11 protein-coding genes are annotated in these 19,056 nt (G+C 73.7%); 7 read left to right on the top strand and 4 right to left on the bottom strand.

The window, feature by feature from the left end; all coding sequences use genetic code 11:
• The first annotated feature begins 94 nt into the window (after window positions 1–94).
• The 4 genes from ACH4FX_RS35240 (at window position 95) to ACH4FX_RS35225 (ending at window position 5,066) form a co-directional block, all read left to right on the top strand.
• Window positions 95–1,522: an ABC transporter substrate-binding protein gene (locus ACH4FX_RS35240; protein WP_398485533.1), complete on the top strand. Its 1,428-nt coding sequence runs from the start codon at window positions 95–97 to the stop codon at window positions 1,520–1,522.
• A 101-nt stretch (window positions 1,523–1,623) separates the two neighbouring features.
• A complete protein-coding gene (locus tag ACH4FX_RS35235) occupies window positions 1,624–2,976 on the top strand; it encodes a carbohydrate ABC transporter permease (protein ID WP_398485532.1) in 1,353 nt (450 codons plus the stop codon).
• Entirely contained in the window at window positions 2,973–3,854 is an 882-nt protein-coding gene (locus ACH4FX_RS35230) for a carbohydrate ABC transporter permease (RefSeq protein WP_398485531.1), read from the top strand. Before ACH4FX_RS35235 ends, ACH4FX_RS35230 begins: the two co-directional genes overlap by 4 nt.
• 228 nt (window positions 3,855–4,082) lie before the next feature.
• Window positions 4,083–5,066 (top strand): class I SAM-dependent methyltransferase, encoded by a 984-nt coding sequence (locus ACH4FX_RS35225; RefSeq protein WP_398485530.1) that lies wholly within the window; start codon window positions 4,083–4,085, stop codon window positions 5,064–5,066.
• Window positions 5,067–5,070: 4 nt separating this feature from the next.
• On the opposite strand, the gene ACH4FX_RS35220 is transcribed toward ACH4FX_RS35225, so the two are convergent.
• Window positions 5,071–7,377 (bottom strand): CDP-glycerol glycerophosphotransferase family protein, encoded by a 2,307-nt coding sequence (locus ACH4FX_RS35220; RefSeq protein ID WP_398485529.1) that lies wholly within the window; start codon window positions 7,375–7,377, stop codon window positions 5,071–5,073.
• Between the two features lie 350 nt (window positions 7,378–7,727).
• On the opposite strand from ACH4FX_RS35220, the gene ACH4FX_RS35215 reads away from it, so the two are divergent.
• Together ACH4FX_RS35215 and galE are read left to right on the top strand one after the other, a co-directional pair.
• Window positions 7,728–9,365 (top strand): glycosyltransferase family 2 protein, encoded by a 1,638-nt coding sequence (locus ACH4FX_RS35215; protein WP_398485583.1) that lies wholly within the window; start codon window positions 7,728–7,730, stop codon window positions 9,363–9,365.
• 174 nt (window positions 9,366–9,539) lie between these two features.
• Window positions 9,540–10,520: a UDP-glucose 4-epimerase GalE gene (galE, locus tag ACH4FX_RS35210; protein WP_398485528.1), complete on the top strand. Its 981-nt coding sequence runs from the start codon at window positions 9,540–9,542 to the stop codon at window positions 10,518–10,520.
• Window positions 10,521–10,572: 52 nt separating this feature from the next.
• Here the strand turns inward: galE and ACH4FX_RS35205 are convergent, their stop codons facing one another.
• The 3 genes from ACH4FX_RS35205 to ACH4FX_RS35195 all read right to left on the bottom strand — a co-directional run bounded on the left by ACH4FX_RS35205 (window position 10,573) and on the right by ACH4FX_RS35195 (window position 15,923).
• Entirely contained in the window at window positions 10,573–11,736 is a 1,164-nt protein-coding gene (locus tag ACH4FX_RS35205; protein WP_398485527.1) for a glycosyltransferase family 2 protein, read from the bottom strand.
• Window positions 11,737–11,802: 66 nt separating this feature from the next.
• Window positions 11,803–12,957: a glycosyltransferase family 4 protein gene (locus ACH4FX_RS35200; RefSeq protein WP_398485526.1), complete on the bottom strand. Its 1,155-nt coding sequence runs from the start codon at window positions 12,955–12,957 to the stop codon at window positions 11,803–11,805.
• Window positions 12,954–15,923, bottom strand: coding sequence for a CDP-glycerol glycerophosphotransferase family protein (locus ACH4FX_RS35195; RefSeq protein WP_398485525.1), 2,970 nt, complete (start codon window positions 15,921–15,923; stop codon window positions 12,954–12,956). Before ACH4FX_RS35195 ends, ACH4FX_RS35200 begins: the two co-directional genes overlap by 4 nt.
• A gap of 208 nt (window positions 15,924–16,131) precedes the next feature.
• On the opposite strand from ACH4FX_RS35195, the gene ACH4FX_RS35190 reads away from it, so the two are divergent.
• Entirely contained in the window at window positions 16,132–19,038 is a 2,907-nt protein-coding gene (locus tag ACH4FX_RS35190) for a YfhO family protein (RefSeq protein ID WP_398485524.1), read from the top strand.
• Window positions 19,039–19,056 lie beyond the last annotated feature (18 nt).

The raw sequence follows: 19,056 nt of genomic DNA, 5'->3' as shown, positions 1-19,056 counted from the left end.
CGGTGATCCGGGCGTAGGACTGACCGCGGCGGGCCGCCGCACGGTGCGGACCGCCACACGGCGCTCAGTGCACCGACGGGAGGGGCTTACGGGGATGGGCACTTCACGCAGACGACGCGCCGGCGCGCGCACCGCGACCACCAGCGGCACGGCCGCCGGCCCCCGCACCACGGCAACCACCCGCGCCGCGCTGGCACTTGCCGTCGCGGGCGCGCTGACCCTGACCGCGTGCGGCGGCGACGGTGGCGGTGGGGACGGCGGCAAGACCGAGGGCGGCGGCGCGGACGGCGGCGGTACCTCGGTCCGGCTCCCCAAGCTGACCGGCCAGAAGATCCAGGTCGCGGCGGTGTGGACCGGCCCGGAGCGGGCCAGCTTCCTGAAGGTGCTCGACGAGTTCGAGAAGCGCACCGGCGCCACGGTCGACTACGTCCCCAGCGGCGACGACATGGCCGGGTTCATCGGCTCGAAGGTGGCCGGCGGCGGCCAGCCGGACGTGGCGTTCCCGCCCCAGGTCGGCGTGTTGCGGGAGTTCGCCCGCAAGGGCTGGCTCAAGCCGCTGGGCCCCGCCGCCAAGGAGCAGCTCGCCAAGAACTTCACCAAGGGCTGGCGGGAGCTGGGCGCGTACAAGGGCACCGAGTACGGCGTGTACTACAAAGCCAGCAACAAGTCGCTGATCTGGTACAACGCCAAGGCGTTCGAGAACGCGGGGGTGGGCGAGCCCAAGACGTGGCCGGACTTCCTCAAGACGGCCCAGACCATCGCGGACTCCGGGGTGGAGCCGGTCTCCATGGGCGGCGCGGACGGCTGGACGCTGACCGACTGGTTCGAGAACGTCTACCTCTCCCAGGCCGGCCCGGAGAAGTACGACCAGCTGGCCCAGCACAAGATCAAGTGGACCGACCCGTCCGTGAAGAACGCGCTGACCGCGCTCGGTCAGCTCTTCGGGAAGCCGGGGATGCTGGCCGGCGGCACCGGTGACGCCCTGCAGACCCAGTTCCCCGCGTCGGTCACCCGGACCTTCAGCGGCGGCGACCAGCCGAAGGCCGCCATGGTCTCCTCGGGGGACTTCGCCGCCACCAACATCGCGCAGACCAAGGCCAAGGTCGGCGAGGACGCCAAGGTCTTCCCGTTCCCCGCGGTCGGCGCCAAGTCGCCGGTGGTGACCGGCGGCGACGCGGCGGTGGCCCTGAAGGACACCAAGGGCGCACAGGCCCTGCTGACCTTCCTCGCGTCCACCGACGCCGCGAAGATCTGGGCGCAGGCCGGCGGGTTCATCTCCCCCAACAAGGAGCTGGACCGGGCCGCGTACGCCAACGACACGCTGCGCGAGATCGCCGAGGCGCTGATCAAGGCGGGCGACGACTTCCGCTTCGACATGTCGGACCAGGCGCCGGCGAGCTTCGGCGGCAAGCCGGGCCAGGGCGAGTGGAAGGACCTCCAGGACTTCCTGAAGAACCCGAAGGACGTGGCGGGCATCCAGAACAAGCTGGAGCAGGACGCCGCCAAGGCGTTCGGCAGCTGACCCGGCGCGCCCGTACGGCCGCGGGCCCCGCCGGCCCGCGGCCGCGCACCGCACGCCGCGGTGCGCACCGCCGCTGACCGCATCGACCGGGGGACATGACCATGAACGCTGCGACCGCGGGCGGGCCGGCCGGCCCGGCCCGTCCGCGCACCGGCACGCTCCGCCGGGTCAAGAGTGTGGCGGGCACCCGTCCGTGGGTGGCCGCCGTCTTCCTGCTGCCCGCCTTCGTCCTGCTCGGGGCGCTGGTCGTCTACCCCATCGGCTTCTCGGTCTACCGGAGCCTGTTCGACGCGTCCGGTGCCGGCTTCGTGGGCCTGGGCAACTACGGGGAGCTGTTCACCGACGAGCGGATCCGCATCGCCCTGAAGAACAACGTCATCTGGGTCGTGGTGGCCCCGACCGTCGCCACCGCGCTCGGCCTGATCTTCGCGGTGCTCACCGAGCGGGTCCGCTGGGGCACCGCCTTCAAGCTGGTCGTCTTCATGCCGATGGCGATCTCCATGCTGGCCGCGGGCATCATCTTCCGGCTGGTGTACGACCAGGAACCGGAGCGCGGCGTCGCCAACGCCGTGTGGGTCTCCCTCCACGACACCTTCGCGGAGCCCGCGCCGTACCCGGGTGCCAAGCCGCGGCCCACCGCCGGTCTGGCCGCGTCCGGCGGCGCCTACACCACCAAGAAGCCGGTGCGCGCGGGCGACCCGGCGAACCTGCCGCTGGTGGCCGTGCAGCCCGGCGACCTGGGCGCCGCGCGCCCGGCGACCGCCGCGCGCCCGGAGCCGGGCAAGGTCACCGGCACCGTCTGGCTGGACTTCACCCGCGGGGGCGGCGGCACCCCGAACATCATCGACCGCTCCGAGAAGGGCCTGCCCGGTCTGACGGTCGAGGCGGTCAAGGACGGCCGGACCGTGGCGAGCGCCACCACGGGCCCGGACGGGCGGTTCTCGCTGCCCGCCGCGGCGGACGGTGCCCTGCTGCGGCTGCCCGCGGCCAACTTCGCCCAGGCGTACAACGGCGTGAACTGGCTCGGCCCGGCCCTGGTGACCCCGGCCATCATCGGCGCGTACGTGTGGATGTGGGCGGGCTTCGCGATGGTGCTGATCGCGGCGGGCCTGGCGGGCATGCCCCGGGAACTGCTGGAGGCGGCGCGGGTGGACGGCGCCAACGAGTGGCAGGTCTTCCGCCGGGTGACGGTGCCGCTGCTGGCGCCCGTCCTGATCGTCGTCCTGGTCACGCTGATGATCAACGTGCTGAAGATCTTCGACCTCGTCTACATCATCGCGCCGGGGTCCAGTCTCAAGGACGCCAACGTGCTCGCGCTCCAGCTCTTCCAGTCGTCCTTCGGCACGGACGTGGACCAGGGCATCGGCAGCGCCATCGCGGTGTTCCTGCTGCTGCTCGTCCTGCCGGTGATGTACGTCAATCTGCGGCGCCTACGGAAGGAGCGCGGGCGATGACGACCGCCGACGGTGTCGTACGGGCCAAGCAGTCGCTGCCCGCGCGGATCGCGGCCCGCACGGGCGGCGGGGCGCTGCGCGTCGTGCTGATCCTGACCGGGCTGTTCTGGCTGATGCCGACGGTCGGCCTGCTGCTGTCCTCGCTGCGCTCGCCGCAGGACATCGCCGAGTCCGGCTGGTGGCAGGTGTTCACCGCGCCCGCCCAGCTGACCTGGTCCAGCTACGGCGAGCTGCTGGGCAACGCGAAGGTGATGGACTCGCTGCTGACCACCGCGCTGATCACCGTCCCGGCGACGGTGCTGGTGGTCGTCATCGGCGCGCTGGCCGGGTACGCGTTCGCCTGGATGGAGTTCCCCGGCCGCGACGGGTGGTTCATGGTCGTCGTCGGTCTGCTGGTGGTGCCGGTACAGGTGGCGCTCATCCCCGTGGCCAAGCTGTTCGGCGCGATCGGCCTGTTCGAGACGACGCCCGGGGTGATCCTCTTCCACACCGCCTTCGGGCTGCCGTTCGCGGTGTTCCTGCTGCGCAACTTCTTCGCCGAGATCCCGCGCGAGCTGCTGGAGGCGGCCCGGCTGGACGGCGCGAACGAACTGCGCCTGTTCACCCGGGTGGTGCTGCCGCTGGGCGGGCCGGCCATCGCGTCGCTGGGCATCTTCCAGTTCCTGTGGGTGTGGAACGACCTGCTGGTCGCGCTGATCTTCGCGGACAGCGGGAACCCGCCAATCACGGTCGCGCTCCAGCAGGAGGTGCGGCAGTTCGGCAACAACATCGACGTGCTGGCGCCCGGCGCGTTCCTGTCGATGGTGGTCCCGCTGGCCGTCTTCTTCGCCTTCCAGCGGCAGTTCGTCTCCGGCGTGATGGCGGGCGCGGTGAAGTGAGGGCCGCCGGTGCGGGGCGTCCGGTCCGGGCGCCCCGCACCGCCGTACGGGACGGTTCCGGCGGCGTACGCGGCGGGTCCGGCGGCGTACGCGGCGGGTCCGGCGGCGTACGCGAACGGGCGCCGTGGCGTAAGGGAACGCTGTGCCGTACGCCACGTGCCGTTCACGTTGCTGCCCCACGATGACGGGCACGCCGACGCCCCTCGACCGTCTGGAGACGGACCGCGCATGACTGCCCGCACCGCAGACCTCAGTGACGGAGAACTCCCGCGCCCCGAGCGGCTGTCCGACGTGAAGGGCTGGTTCTTCACCGCCGACCAGCTGCTCTTCGACTGGTTCCTGGCCCGCCAGGAGGAGCGGGCCGAACCGGGCGACCTGCTCGAACTGGGCGCGTACCTGGGCAAGAGCGCCATCTTCATGGGCGCACGGCTGCGCCCCGGCGACCGCTTCACGGTCTGCGACCTGTTCGACTCGCCCGCCGAGGACGCCCCCAACTCCCAGGAGATGGCGAAGTCCTACGCCACCTTGACCCGCCGCGCCTTCGAGGCGAACTACCTGTCCTTCCACGACGAGCTGCCCGAGATCGTGCAGGGCCTGAGCTCGGCCGTCGCCGGCCACGTCGAGCCGGGCAGCTGCCGCTTCGCGCACATCGACGCCTCGCACCTGTACGCGCACGTGCACGGCGACATCGTCACGGTGCGCAAGCTGCTCACCCCGCAGGGCATCGTCGTCCTGGACGACTTCCGCGCCGAGCACTGCCCGGGGGTGGCCGCCGCCACCTGGCAGGCGGTCACCGGCCAGGCGCTGCGCCCGGTCTGCATCACGCCGACCAAGTTCTACGGCACGTGGGGCGACCCGGCGCCCGTACAGGCCGCGCTGCTGGCCTGGCTGACCGGCCGGGACGGGATGTGGCACGAGGTGCAGGAGGTCAACGGCGCGCCGCTGATCCGGCTGAGCGCCAAGGGCGCCAAGGAGCCCGCGCACCCGGTCTCCCGCCACCGTACGGCGGCCTCGCGCGGCGACGGCCCGGCGGCGCCCGCCGCCACCACCGCCTCCGGACCGCGGACCGTCCGCTCCGCCGCGCCCCGTCCCGCCGCCCGTCCGGCCGCCCGCGCGCGCCGCAGCCCGGCCCGCCGCCTCGCGGTGAACGTGCTGCCGCCGTTCATCACCAAGGCCGTCGTCGCCGCCCGCCGCCGCTCGGCGGCCCGCTGAGCGCTCACCCGACGACGGCGCCGGGCCCCGTGAGCGTGCGGGTGGCGCCGTTCCTCCGGGCGAGCGCCCGTTCGGCGGTCCGGGGCGACGGCGCGGTCCGGCGTTCGCCGGGCGGCACCGGCGGCAGCAGGTCGTCCTCGCCGAGCAGCACCCGGCGCACCACCCGCTCCGCGGCCAGCCCGTCGTCGTACTGGCAGAAGCGCTCCCGGAAGGCGGCCCGCAGCGACGCCGCCGCCGGGCCGTCCCAGCGCCCGGAGTGGAAGGCCCCGGCGATGTCCGCCTCGTCCTGCGCGAGCACGCCCGGGGTGTCGCCGGGCCGTCCGGACAGCAGGTCGACGTAGACGCCGCGGGTGAGCCGGAGGGCGTCCCACCCGGCGGTGTGCACGACGATCGGCCGGTCCAGGTCGGCGTAGTCGAACATGACCGAGGAGAAGTCGCACAGCAGCGCGTCGGCGGCCAGGCACAGGTCCTCGATGTGCGGATGCCCGGAGACGTCCAGGACCGCGCCCTCGTCCTGGAGGGCGGCCGGCCACGCGCGGGCCGCCTCGTGGCGTGCGCGGTCGGACGGATGGGCGCGGATCAGGAGCTGGAAGCGCGGGCCGAGCGCCGCGGCCAGGCGGGCCACGTCCAGCGGCAGGGCAGCGCCGTCCGCGGGATCGCGGTGGGTGGGCGCGTACAGGACGGCGGTCGCGCCGGTCCGCACGCCGAGGGCGGCCCGCACCGCGCGCACCTCGGCGGCGGTGGCGGTGAAGTAGCGGTCGTTGCGCGGGAATCCGGTGGCCAGCGTCTCGTACGCGCTGGGGTGGGCGCGCTCCCAGATCTCGCTGGAGTACTGGTTGGCGGACAGGCAGTAGTCCCACCGGTCGGCGTGTTCCAGGATCCGGCCGGGGCCCGGCCCGGCCGCGGCGGCCGGGTGGCGGCCGGTGTCCAGACCCGTCGTCTTCAGCGGCGTGCCGGGCCCGGTCCGGAGGCAGAGCTGCCCCGGCCGCCGGGCGGCGCCGGGGAAGTCGCCGTCGGTGACCAGGTACGTGGCGCGGGCCAGCAGCTCCCAGTAGCGGCGCGAGCCGATCGTGACGTGGTCCGCGCCCGCCGGGACGGCGTCCCGGGAGTCCTCGTGGACGGCCCAGACGCCGTGCAGCTGAGGCGCGATCTCGCAGGCCTTGCGGTCGATCGCGAGCGGGTCGCCGGAGACCGCGCGGTTGCCGCCCGCGCCGTACAGCACCAGGTCGGGGTCGAGCGCGGCGTGCCGCCGCAGGCCGTAGTAGTGCCGGCAGGCCGTGCGGGCGGCGGCCCCGCCGCGGTCCCGCAGCTCCTTGGCCAGCTCCCGCCGCAGGTCCCGGGCGCCGTGCAGGGACCGGTACGCGTGGTACGAGCGCAGTCCGGCCGGCAGCGGCGCGCCGGCCGGGCGGTGCCGGCGGATGCAGCGGCTCGCGGCGCGGAAGAAGGCGGCGCGGTCGCCGGGCAGGACGCGGTCGGGGTCGTCGAGGATCGCCAGCAGCCGTTCGGTCATGCGGGCGTGCAGAACGGTCAGCAGCGGCAGCCGGCCGCCGCCCGTCTCCTCCTGGCCGCCCTCCTCCCCCGGCAGCAGCTCGTCGAGCCGGGCGAACAACTCCTCGTAGCGCTCGACGGCGACGAGGTGGTGCCGCCCCGGGGTGGTGGCCACGCTGCCCTTCCGCCGCTCGCGCCAGGTGACGCAGACGCGGTCCAGCACCGCGACGCGCCGGGCGGTCAGCAGGCTCTCGTACGCGTACGGGATGTCCTCGTACGGCCCGTCGGCGAAGGCGAGTGAGCGGCCGGTCCAGTGGTCGCGGCGCACCGCGCGGTTCCACGCGGCAGGCGCCACGCCGAGCACCGCGGGCCGTCCCGCGGCGTCGAAGACCGGGTCGCCCGCCGTCTCCAGGAGGACCCCGTCGGGGCTGGGCCGCCGCCGCTCCCACACGTCCGTCCGTTCGTGGTCCCACAGCAGGACGTCCGGTTCGCCGCAGGCCCGCAGCCGGGCGTCGACGGCGGTCAGCGCGCCGGGGGCCAGGGTGTCGTCGCCGTCGAGGAAGAGCAGGTAGTCGCCGGTGGCGAGGGCGGCGCCGGCGTTGCGGGCCGGGCCCGCGCCGCTCGGGCGGCGCAGGTGCAGGGGGGCCGGCCGCGGGTCGCGGCGGGCGTACTCGTCGATGATCGCGCCGGTGGTGTCCGTCGAGCAGTCGTCGACGGCGATCAGTTCCACGTCCCGGTGGTCCTGCTCCAGTACGGAGTCCAGGCAGGCGCGCAGGTAGCCCTGGACGTTGCGGGCGGGGACGATGACGCTGAACCGGGGCATGGCCCTCCCAAGATCGGGGCGCGCGGAACGCTGACGCGACGACCGGACGCAGAGCGTATCCATCCGGCTACGGAGTGTCGATCGGGCCTGTCACCCGTTCAGCGCAGAGCCGTATCCTCCGGTGCCCGGCGCATCGATCCGACGGGCCGCCCCGCACCGCGTCCGGCGCCGCGCGGAAGGCCGGTAGCGGGGGTCCGCGCCCGGCCACCGGTCCGGGAACGGCAAGATGACCCCGAGCAGGGGCGCGCACGCAATCGTCGTCCCGGCTTCCGGACTCCGCACCGACGGGGACGGAGGCCCCGGGGCCCGCCGGCGCCGACACACCGACACGAAATGTAGAAGCAGTGACTGTGAATGAAGCCCACGAGCCGCCGCCGGGGCCTGCCGTCACCCCGCCCGCGCAGGTCAGCGTCGTCGTCATCGCCTACAACGACGCGGCGCTGGTCGGCGAGGCGGTGCGCTCCGCACTCGCCCAAGGGGACGCGGTCGCCGAGGTGATCGCGGTCGACGACGCCTCCACCGACCGTACGGCGCGGGTCCTGGACGACCTCGCGCGCGAGCACGGGCGGCTGCGGGTGATCCACCGCACCGACAACAGCGGCGGCTGCGGCACCCCCCGCAACGACGGGCTGCGGGCGGCCACCGGCCGCTTCGTGATGTTCCTGGACAGCGACGACGTGCTGCCCGAAGGCGCCGTCGACGCGCTGCTGGCCGCCGCGCTGCGCCACGGCACCCCGGTGACGGCCGGCCTGTGCGTACGCCGCGAGCTGCCCGGCCCGCGCGAGGTGCCCTGGCAGCCCGGCCTCTACCGCGAGCCCGCCGTGCACACCCCGCCCGCCGGCCACCCGGAGCTGGTCGGCGACACCCTGTGCGTCAACAAGCTCTACGACCGCGCCTTCCTGCTCGACCACGGCATCGTCTTCCCCGACGGCCGCTTCACCTACGAGGACTTCGTCTTCACCTCCCGGGTGCTGGCCGCCGCCCCGGGCATCGCGGTCGTCCCCGACCAGGTCTACATCTGGCACGTCCGGCGCTCCGCCGCCAAACAGTCGATCTCGCTGGACCGCCGCGACGTGGCCAACTGGGAAGCCCGTATCGAGGCGCACCGCACCAGCGTGCGCATCCTGGCCGACGCCGGGCACAAGGGGCTCGCCCACGCGGCCCGCACCAAGTTCCTCGACCACGACCTGCGGATGTACGTGCGGGAGCTGCACACCCGCGGCGCGGACTACCGGCGGGAGTGGTGGCGGCTGACCCGGGCGTACCTGGCCGGTTTCGAGGAGAGCGAGCTGCTCGCCGCCACCGCGCCGGGCCGCTGGCTCGCCCGGGTGCTGCTGGCCTCCGAGGCGCCGGTGGACCTGGTCCGGCTGACCCAGCTCGCCGCCCGCCCCGGCCGGCTGCTGCCGCCGTACGCGCGCGACGGCGAGCGGCCCGTGTGGTCGGACGAGCTGGCCGGGGTCGAGCTGGACGGCCTGGCGGAACTGCCCGCCGGGGACCTGCCGGTGACCATCGACGCCGAACCGGTCCTGGGCACCCGCTGCCTGCTGCGGCTGCGCGTGCACGACCTGTACGGGCGGGTGGCGGCGGCCGGTCCGGTCGGCATCGACGTGGAGCTGCGCCGCCGGGCGGACGGCCGCCCCGGGCCCGTGCACACCGCCTCGCTCGCCCCGGACCCGTCCGGGACCACCTGGGCGGCCGAGACGGCCCTCGACCTCGGCCCCCTGATCGAGCGCGGCGACCGGAACGCCGCGGCCCCGGTGCCGTGGGACCTGACCGCCCGAGTGCGCTGCGCGGACGGCTCCGTCCTGGAGGGCGCGCTGCACGCCACCGGGCCCGGGCTGCGCCGGCACGCGCTGCCCAGCGGCCGGCACGGCCTGCTGCTGGTGCAGCCGTACGCGACCACCGGCGGCGCACTGGCCCTGCGCCTGGCGTCCGGAGTGCGCGCGGCCTGGCACATCGCGTCCCGCAAGCTGGGCCGCAAGGCGTGAGCGGCCGTTAGACACATCACAGCGGACCGGCCGGGGCTCCCGGTCCCGGCGCGGCGGCGGTCCGGCGAGGGCCCCGGTCAGCGCGCCGGAAACCGCCGTACGGCCCCCGGGACGGCGCCCACCGGCGCCCGTCCCTGTCCCACCCATGAGGAACGACCACCTTAGGATGGCGAGATGTCTTACTTGATCACGGGCGGCGCCGGCTACATCGGCGCCCACGTCGTACGGGCCATGACGCAGGCGGGCGAGCGGGTCGTGGTGCTCGACGACCTCTCCACGGGCGTGGCCGCCCGGATTCCCGAGGGCGTCCCGATGGTGGTGGGTTCCACCCTCGACCGCGGGCTGCTGGACCGGACCATCTCCGAGCACGGCGTCACCGGTGTCGTGCACCTGGCCGCGAAGAAGCAGGTCGGCGAGTCCGTCGAGATGCCGCTGCACTACTACCGCGAGAACGTGCACGGCCTCCAGACGCTGCTGGAGGCCATGGCGGCGGGCGGCGTCGGCCAGTTCGTCTTCTCCTCCTCCGCGGCCGTCTACGGCATGCCGGACGTGGACCTGGTCACCGAGGACACCCCCTGCTCGCCGATCAACCCGTACGGCGAGACGAAGCTGGTCGGCGAGTGGATGGCGCGCGCCGCGGGCAAGGCGCACGGCATCAACACCGCGTGCCTGCGCTACTTCAACGTGGCCGGCACCGCCACCCCCGAGCTGGCCGACACCGGCGTCTTCAACATCGTGCCGATGGTCTTCGAGAAGCTCACCGAGGGCGCGGCGCCGCGGATCTTCGGTGACGACTACCCGACGCCGGACGGCACCTGCATCCGCGACTACATCCACGTCGCGGACCTCGCGGACGCCCACCTGGCCGCCGCCCGCAAGCTGGCCGAGCCCGGCCCGGTGCGCGACCTGACGCTGAACATCGGCCGCGGCGAGGGCGTCTCCGTCCGGGAGATGATCGACCTGATCAACGAGATCACCGGGCACCCGGACGCCGTCGCGGAGGTCACCCCGCGCCGCCCCGGCGACCCGGCCCGGGTCGTCGCCGCCGCCGACCGCATCGCCGACGAGCTGGGCTGGAAGGCCCGCCACGACGTGCGCGACATGATCACGTCGGCCTGGCAGGGCTGGCAGCACCACCGCCCCGGCACCGTCTGAGCCCCGGCAGCCGCTGCGTACGCCCCCGGCCCGGCCGGGGGCGTACGGCGTTTCAGGGCCGGTCGCTCGCCCCGGCCCCGTCCGGTGCGGGCCGGTCGGCCGGCAGCTCGTAGTACGCGTCCGGAACGCCGCGCTCCGGGTCGCGGAAGTACGGGTACGCGGCGTACTCCCGACCGTCCTCACCGGCCAGCGGCGGCCCGAGGCCGCGCTCGGTGTCCGCGCGCACGATCTCGGTCAGCTCCGGCACCCGCCCCGCGCGCAGGAAGTGCGCGCGCAGCCGCAGCCGGGGCGGGAGGGCGGCCAGCACCCGGTCGGTGAGGTAGGCGTCCACCAGCGGGCGGGCGGCCCGGGCCATGGCGCGGCGGCCGGCGGCGTCCCGGGCGAGGTACGGCTCGGCGAACTGGGCGAGGATCTCGCCGTGGAAGTGACGGACCATGAGCGTGTCGCGGCCGGGCCCCGGTGGCACCAGCTCCGCGACCTCGGCCAGCACGGTGCCGATGTAGCCGAGGTGCTCGACCCAGTCGAGGTCCTGGCGGGTGGCGTTGCTGTCGTCGTCGCGGCCCTGGAGGTAGTAGCAGTCGTAGTCGCCCAGGACGGAGACGGTGTCCGCGCCGAGCAGGGCCTTGATGCCGAAGGGCAGGTCCTCGGCCCGCAGCCGGCCCTCCACGAAGCGCAGCCCGCGCTCCTGGACGTAGGCGCGGCGGAAGAGCTTGTAGGCGGCCAGCGTCCAGTAGACGGGCGAGTCGTAGGGCGTGACGCGGGGGCTGGTGGTGTGCAGGTCGACGGGGGCGCCGCGCCCGCCGGCGCCGACTATGCGCCCGTAGACGAGGTCCGAGCCGTGGGTGTCGGCCATGCCGGCCAGCCGTTCCAGCGCCTCGGTGCCGAGGTGGTCGTCGGAGTCGAGGAAGAAGAGGTAGCGGCCGCGGGCGCGGTCCATGCCCACGTTGCGGGGCCGGCCGGGGCCGCCGGAGGGCGGCTGGTGGAGCACCGTCAGGTTGGGGTGCGTACGGGCCGCCTCGTCCAGCCAGGCGCCGCTGCCGTCGTCGGACCCGTCGTCCACGGCGATCACCTCGACCGCGTCCGGTCCGAGGCTCTGGGCGAAGACGGAGCCCAGGCACCGTTCGAGGTAGCACCGGGTGTTGTGCACCGGCACGACGACCGAGACGACCGGGTCGGGCCCCTGGCCGTCGGGAGCGGGCGGACGGTCTGGTGCCACGGTCTGCCTCTTCCGTCGTCCGGTACGGACCGGCCCCGCGCGCGGGCGGGGCCGGTCCGGCGGGCCTCAGCGCTCCAGCAGGGCGAAGAGGTCCTCCCAGCGCTTGACGATGCGGTCGGTCGAGTAGCGCTGCACGTTCTCCCGCGCCGCCGTGCCGAGCCGGTCGCGCAGTTCCTTGTCGGAGATCAGCGCGTCGATGTGCCGGGCCAGTTCGGTGGTGTTGCCGACCACGGCCAGCAGCCCGTCCTCGCCGTCCCGGATGATCTCGTGGACGCCGGGGGCGCAGTCGAACGCCGCGCACGGCACGCCGCTGGCCATCGCCTCCATGAGGGAGAGCGGGAAGCCCTCGGCCCGGGAGGACTGGGCGAAGACGGAGGCGCCGCGCAGCGCGCCGGCCACGTCGTCGGTCCGGCCCATGAACTCCACGGAGTCCGCGAGCCCCAGCGTGTCGGCCTGCTTCTTCAGGATCTCCTCGTCCTCACCGGAGCCGTAGATCCGCAGCGTCCAGTCGGGGTGGTCCGGCGCGACCGTGGCCCAGGTGTCGATGAGCAGGTCGACGCCCTTCTCGTCGGAGAGCCGGCCGATGCTGGCGACGACCTTGGCGGTGCGGTCGGAGGGCACCTCGGGCGTCACCGGCAGCGGGTTGGGCATGAAGTCCGCGTTGTCCATGCCCTGCCGGATCCACAGGTCGGCGTCCTCGCGGGTGAGGGCGAGCAGCCGGTCCACGTCCTTGTAGTACTTCTTGACCCGGCCGAAGCGCGAGGACTTGCGGCACGCGTCGAAGGACTCGTGGGTCATGCCGATCACCGGCAGCCCCGCGGTGTCGGCGAGCGCCACCCACTCCATGGCCCACACCTGCGTGACGATGACCATGGCGCCCGGGCGCGCGGCCCGGAACAGCGCGCTGAGCTTGGCCGCCTGCTCCTCCATGCCGGCCTGGCGGGCGGCCCGGCGGCGCTGCTCGGCGATGTTCAGGCGCCCCTTGATGCCGCGGGCGGCCGGGACGGCCTTGGGCGGGTGCGCGTCGTACAGGGTCGTGGTCGTGTACGGCAGGTCGCCGCCGAGGTCGGCACGGAGTTCCTCCGGCGCCGGTACGACGCCGATGACGTGCACGCGGTGGCCGCGCTCGGCGAAGAGCCGGGCCATCTGGTGCGACCAGGTGGTCACCCCGCCCATCTCGTCGACGTTGTTGGAGACGAAGAAGATGTCGCGCCCGGTCATCGGGCCTCCCCCTTCACGGAAGCGCCGCTCGGCGCGGAGCCGCTGATGACGGTGGGTCCGGGCAGGGCGCCGCCCCGCCCGGTGCCGCGGTCCGTGGTGCCGGCGGGCGCGCCGCCGAAGAACCGCTCGACGATCGCGCGGGCCGCGTCGCCCCGGTCGTACTCGCCGAACTCGGCGGTGAAGCGGCGCCGGGCCTCGCGGTGCCCGTCGTCCGCCGCCTTCAGGCCGTCGATCGCCTCGAACAGCTCGTCGGCCGTGCCCAGCACCGGCCCGGGCGCCTTCTCCTTGAGGTCGAAGTAGGTGCCGCGCGCCTCGTTGGCGTACTCGTCGTAGTCGTACGCGAAGAACAGCATCGGCCGGTCCAGCAGGGCGTAGTCGAACATCACGGAGGAGTAGTCCGTGATCATCGCGTCGGCCAGCTGGAGCAGCGGGGTGATGTCGTGGTGCCCGGTGACGTCGATGACCTTGCCGCGTACGGACGGCGGCAGCACCACGTTGTTCAGGTAGTGCGAGCGCATCAGCAGCACGTACCGGTCGCCGAAGCGCTCGGCGAACTCGTCCACGTCGAAGGGGAGCTCGAAGCCGCGGACCGAGCCGTTGGGGTTGGCGCGGAAGGTCGGCGCGTACAGCAGCACGGTCTTGTCCGCGGGGATGCCCAGCTCCTCGGCGAGCGGGCCGCGCTCGCGCACCCCGCTCGCCTCCTCGGCGAGGCGGGTGGCGACCAGCGCGTCGTTGCGCGGGTAGCCGCTGCGCAGCAGCACCTCGTCGCGCAGGTGGAAGGCGCGCGCCAGGGTCCGTACGTCGTGCTCGGAGCGGACCAGGAAGTGGTCGAAGCGGTCCAGGATCTTCTGGAAGTCTTCCTTGGCGGCCCGGGTCTTGAGCTTCATGCGCGGCTCGTCGAAGCCCATGCGCTTGAGCGCGGAGCCGTGCCAGGTCTGGATGTAGGTGGTCTCCGGGCGCTTGACCAGCCGCAGCGGGAAGCCCTGGTTGTCGATCCAGAACTCGGCCTGGGCGAGGGCGCGCAGGTACGGCCAGCTCCAGCGCTTGACGAGGGTGGCGTCCTTGGGGAAGCCGTCCGGCTTCTTGCCGTCATAGGCCCACACCGCCTCGAAGTCGATGCCCTGGCGGCGCATCTCCTCGTAGATGGCGCGGGGGCTGTCGCTGTACTGCTTGCCGAGGTGGCTCTCGAAGACGACCAGGCCCTTGTGGACCGGCAGCTTGCTGAACACCTCGTGGTAGACGCGCAGCTTGGTCTCGCCGGAGTTCAGGTCGCGCTTGGCCTTGCGGGCCTTGCGCACGCCGCTCTTGGCGAGGTCGGCGGCGGGGCTGCGCAGCGCCTGCCGCAGCACCTCGTTGGTGCGCCGGGCCGCCTTGCCCTGGGCGTCCAGGACGAAGGTGAGGTGGCCGCGCTTGGAGGTGGCGGGCTCGACGCGGTCGGAGACCAGCCGGGTGAGCCGGGGGCGGACCCGCAGCGCGTGGGCGCGGTCCAGGTCGACGCCGCCGACGGTCAGGCGGGTGCGGGTGGTGACGCCGTCCACGTCCAGGATCAGCCGGACGTCCCAGACGGCGTCGATGACGCCGAGCGGGCGCAGCCGGCGGACCAGGTCCAGTTCGGCGTCCCAGTGCAGGCCGTCGGCCGCGATGCGCAGCGAGGTCAGCGGGAAGGAGAACGCCTGGAGGCTCTTGCGGCGGGCCTTGAGCTCCAGCCGGCCGCGCAGCGGGGTGCCGGGGGTGACCTTGCCGAGCGGGTTGACGACCGTGCCGGCCAGCCTGACCGTGCCGCGCCCGTCGTCCTCGTAGGAGGTGAGCTGGTTGCGCAGGAACAGCTTGCCGACCGAGCGGGTGTGGTAGCCGGCGTCGGTGACGTCCAGCACCCGGCGGCCCTCGGGGTCGTCGAGGTGTTCGGCGCACCAGTAGACGCGGCCGTCGCGCTCGGCGAGCGGGGAGGAGAGCTTGTCGCGGTTGATGAGGGTGTCCACCGCGGGCATCAGGTTGTGCCAGTCCTCCTTGGCCAGGAGGTAGGCGCAGATCGCCTGGATGGGCTGGACCCGCTCGTACGCCTCGGGGGAGATGCCGGCGAGGTAGCCGTTGGCCATCGCGGCGAACTCGCGGCGGTAGTCCTCGTCCAGCAGGGGAAGATCACGCAGATGCAGCACGAGGTCGTGCTTGAGGAACTTGACGTCCTTGTGGAACTTCAGTTCGGCCAGGCCCTCGCGCTCCAGCAGCTCGTCCACCCGGCGGTGGATCTCCATGCGGTGTGCGAAGTTGGCGATCTCGTGGCGCCGGTTGCTGATCGACTTCGTGGCGGCCTTCTCGAAGACGTTCCAGAAGTAGACGTGGTTGGGGATCAGCGTGATCCGCTTGGCCGCCACGTACGCCTGGGCGGAGAAGAGCAGGTCCTCGTAGTGGATGCCGACCGGGAAGACCAGCCCGGCCTCCAGGAGGAACTCGCGCCGGTAGCACTTGTTCGTCGAGAGCGTGTCGAAGACCAGCAGGTCGGGCAGCTCGGAGACGGACTCGATGGTGCGGGTGCGGGAGTACAGCCAGGGGTACCACTCGGTCTGCTTCTGGTTCCGCGAGTCGACGTTGACCCGTACGCACATGCCGGAGACCAGGTCGGCGCCGGTGCGCTCGGCCGCCTCCAGCATGTTGCGGCAGGCGTTCGGCTCCAGCACGTCGTCGCTGTCCAGGAACATCACGTACGCGCCGGCCGCGTGCTGGACGCCGTGGTTGCGGGGCGCGCCGCAGCCGCCGCTGTTCTCCGGCAGCCGGAGCGCCCGGACCCGGTCCGGGTGGGCGGCGGCGAGCTGCTGGGCCACCTCGAAGGATCTGTCCGTGCTGCAGTCGTCGACGATCAGAACTTCGACTCCGTGGAGCGTCTGGTCCAGTACGGACCGGACGGCCGTCGGTAGCCGGTCGGCGTCGTTGTAGACGATCACGACTACGGAGACGTCAGGCACGGGCACCCCAATCCTCTTTTCATAGCGCTGCGGGACCCCAAAACTACCTTGGTCCGCGACCGGCCCGGCACGCCGCCGACCGGCGCACGAGCGCACGTTCGCCGCCGGGCCTTCCTCTTGTCAAACCGCATTATTGCGGACATTTGGCTTACCGTAGGACTCTCGCCCCGGGGATGATCCCCCGCATCACACGCCGGGGTACCACGTTTCGTACATGAGGAGCGAATCACCCAAAAGCGGCATCTACTCGTTCATGACGCAGGTGAGCAGGGAAGCGCGGCGCCCCGTGAAAGAGACCCTCAAGATGCTGACCGCACCACGGTCCGCGCCGCCTTTCGCGGCTTTGCTGGCCATGGGTGCTTATTGCCTCGGTATGACGATGCTGGGCAGTTATCCGTTCGGTACCCGCTCCCGCGCCGTCAACGACCTCGGAAACCAGTTCGTGCCGTTCCATGCCCATCTGTGGGACCTGCTGCACGGCACCACCACCGGCGATCTGGTCTTCAACTGGAACAGCGGGTACGGCGTCCCCTTTCTCGCCGACTTCCTCACCTATGTGATGAATCCGTTCTCCTGGCTCGTCGGGCTCTTCCCCCGCGAGCTGGCCGAGCTGCCGGTGTTTCTCGTCACGCTGGGCTGCATCGGGCTCGGCACGGCCCTGATGACCGTCTTCCTCGGGCGCCTGCACCCCGGCTCGGCCTGGCTGCGCGGGCTGCTCGCGGTGGGCTACGGCACCTGCGCCTGGGTGGTGAGCGACGGCACCGCCGACCCCATGTGGATGTGGGGCCTGGTCTCGCTCCCCCTGACCGGCATCGCCGCCGACTGGTGCCTGCACCGGCGCCGCTGGCCGGCCGGCGCCCTGCTCGTCGGCGTCTCCTGGGCCGGGAACTTCTACACGGCGGCGATGGCCACCCTCGCCATGGCCCTGGTGCTGGCCGTACGCCTGCTGCTCGCCACGGAGCTGTCCGTACGCCACCGGCTGCGCGCCCTGGCCCGCGCCGCCACCATGGCGCCGACCGGCATCCTGCTGGCCGCCCCCGCCGTCACCGTCACGCTCAGCGCCAGCAAGGCGTCCCGGCCCGCCCCGGAGGCCGTCTACCGGGGCCGCCCGCCGACGCTGGACGTCCTCGCGGAGCTGCTGCCCGGCGGGCGCGGCTCGGTGCCCGCGCCGCACCTGTTCATCGGGATGCTGGGGCTGCTGCTGGTGGCGGCCTTCCCGTTCGTCCGCGCCGTACCGGTCCGTACCCGGGTCGCCTGGTACGGGCTGGCCGCCTGCGTCGCGGTCTCCTTCGTGTGGAAGCCGACGCTGCTGGTCTGGCACGGCCTGGCGATCCCCAACGGCAGCCCGTACCGCGCCTCCTTCGTGCTCAGCGCCATTCTCGTGATGATCTCCTGGCTGGCGCTGGCGCACCGGCCGCGCCCGCGCGAGCTGGCGGCCGGGGCCGTGCTGGTGGCCCTGCTCGCCGCGCTGTGCCACGGCCGCAGCGCGGTCGGCGCGGCCACCTGGATTCTGGTGCCGGGCTGCGGCGCGGTGGTGCTGGCGGCGCTGCTGGCGCTGGCCCGCCACCCTGCGCGCCGGTCCGTACGGGTCGCCGTCGCCGCCGCGCTGACCTGCGCGGTCTTCCTCGGCTCGGCGTACGCGGCGTTCTCCGTGACGGCCGCCCGGGACAAGATCGAGTGGTGGGGGCCGAAGATCACGCTGAACGCGCAGGCGCTCGCCGCGCAGCGGGGTCTCAGGGAGCGCGCGGACTGGCCGCGCTCGCGCACCGACCCCGGCCCGCACGAGTTCGCCAACAACGATCCGCTGCTGTTGGGCGGTGAGGGCGGCTCGTACTACAGCAGCTACCTGCCGGACCGGACCGCGCGCACGCTGCGCGCGCTGGGCGGCGGCTGGTACATCCAGGGGCGGCACACGCGCAGCTTTGAAGACCCCGTGAGCCGCGCGCTCATGGCCGTGAGCAGCTTCCAGACCGGGCCGCAGGCGGGGCCGGTCGACGTGGGGCGGGCCGCCGCCGCGCCGCTGCTGACCGTACGGCCCGGCCTGACGGCGGACGACCTGGACCAGCCGCGGCGCGGGGCCGCCGAGCGGGGCATCGACGTGCGTGCCGATCCGCGGATCGGCGGCGGCACGGTCTTCGCCCGCCAGGAGCGGCTGCTGGGCGCGCGGGTGTACGAGGTGCCGGAGCTGCGCCCGGCGGGTGACGGGAGCGGCGGCGCGGGGGGCGGGCCCGCGGCGGGGAGCCATTCGGTGTCCGGGGCCGCGGGGGGCGGGGGTGCGGAGTCGGTTCCTCCGATGACCGGGGCCGCGGGGGCCGGGGGCGCCGTGCCCGGCTCCGCCGTTCCGAGGCTTCCGGGACTCTCGGGGCTCTCGGGGCTCTCGGGGCGTCCGGGCCCGCTCCCCGGTCCGTCCGCCGGGCTGGTGCGTCCGGTGCCGCGCCTGGTCGACGGCGCGTGGCGGCTGCCGGCCACCCGGCGGGGCGCCGCCACCGTCTTCTCGGCCCGGTGCGCACCGGGTTCCGAGGTCTACTGGTACGCGCCCTGGTACCACGGCAAGGTACGTGCCGCCGGCCATACCTCCCCCGGGTTCGGCATCCGGGAGACGACCGCCAATCCGGTCAAGGGCCTGGGCCGGGTCCCCGCCGACGGGCGGCTGACGGTGTCCTTCAGCAACCCGAAGGCCCAGCGCGTCCCGGAACACCCGCTCGGCTGCCTGGCCCCGAAGAAGCTCGCCGCCGCCGTCGCGCGGCTGCGCGCCCAGGGCCCGGTGCGGCTCTCGGCGAGCGGGCACGGGATGTCCGCCGAGCTGCCCGCGCGCAGCACCGGGACGGCCGTCCTCGCCGTCCCGGCCGTCACCGGCTGGAACTGCCGGGTGGACGGCGGCGCCGCCCGCGCCCCGCGCACGTTCGGCGGCCTGATCGCCGTACCGCTGGGCGCGGGCGCCACCCGGCTGGACTGCTCGTACCGCCCGCCCGGTCTGCTGCCGGGCCTGGCGGCGAGCGGGGGCGCCCTGCTGGTGCTGGCGGCGGTGGCCGTCACCGGCGGCGTACGGCGGCGCCGGGGCGGTGCGGGGCGCACGGCCCCGCCTCCCGTGCGGAGCCGCCGCACGCCGCCCAAATCGTGACATTTCATCTCATTAGTA

Source organism: Streptomyces sp. NPDC018019 (assembly GCF_044327805.1).
Taxonomy (GTDB): domain Bacteria; phylum Actinomycetota; class Actinomycetes; order Streptomycetales; family Streptomycetaceae; genus Streptomyces.
Note: the sequence above shows the minus strand (reverse complement) of the source record. Positions and strands in the feature narration are given on the sequence as shown.

Bases quoted from the DNA above. Each gene is read 5' to 3' on its own strand.
- ACH4FX_RS35240 (WP_398485533.1), top strand. From the start codon at position 95: ATGGGCACTTCACGCAGACGACGCGCCGGCGCGCGCACCGCGACCACC.
- ACH4FX_RS35235 (WP_398485532.1), top strand. From the start codon at position 1,624: ATGAACGCTGCGACCGCGGGCGGGCCGGCCGGCCCGGCCCGTCCGCGC.
- ACH4FX_RS35230 (WP_398485531.1), top strand. From the start codon at position 2,973: ATGACGACCGCCGACGGTGTCGTACGGGCCAAGCAGTCGCTGCCCGCG.
- ACH4FX_RS35225 (WP_398485530.1), top strand. From the start codon at position 4,083: ATGACTGCCCGCACCGCAGACCTCAGTGACGGAGAACTCCCGCGCCCC.
- ACH4FX_RS35220 (WP_398485529.1), bottom strand. From the start codon at position 7,377: ATGCCCCGGTTCAGCGTCATCGTCCCCGCCCGCAACGTCCAGGGCTAC.
- galE (WP_398485528.1), top strand. From the start codon at position 9,540: ATGTCTTACTTGATCACGGGCGGCGCCGGCTACATCGGCGCCCACGTC.
- ACH4FX_RS35200 (WP_398485526.1), bottom strand. From the start codon at position 12,957: ATGACCGGGCGCGACATCTTCTTCGTCTCCAACAACGTCGACGAGATG.
- ACH4FX_RS35190 (WP_398485524.1), top strand. From the start codon at position 16,132: ATGAGGAGCGAATCACCCAAAAGCGGCATCTACTCGTTCATGACGCAG.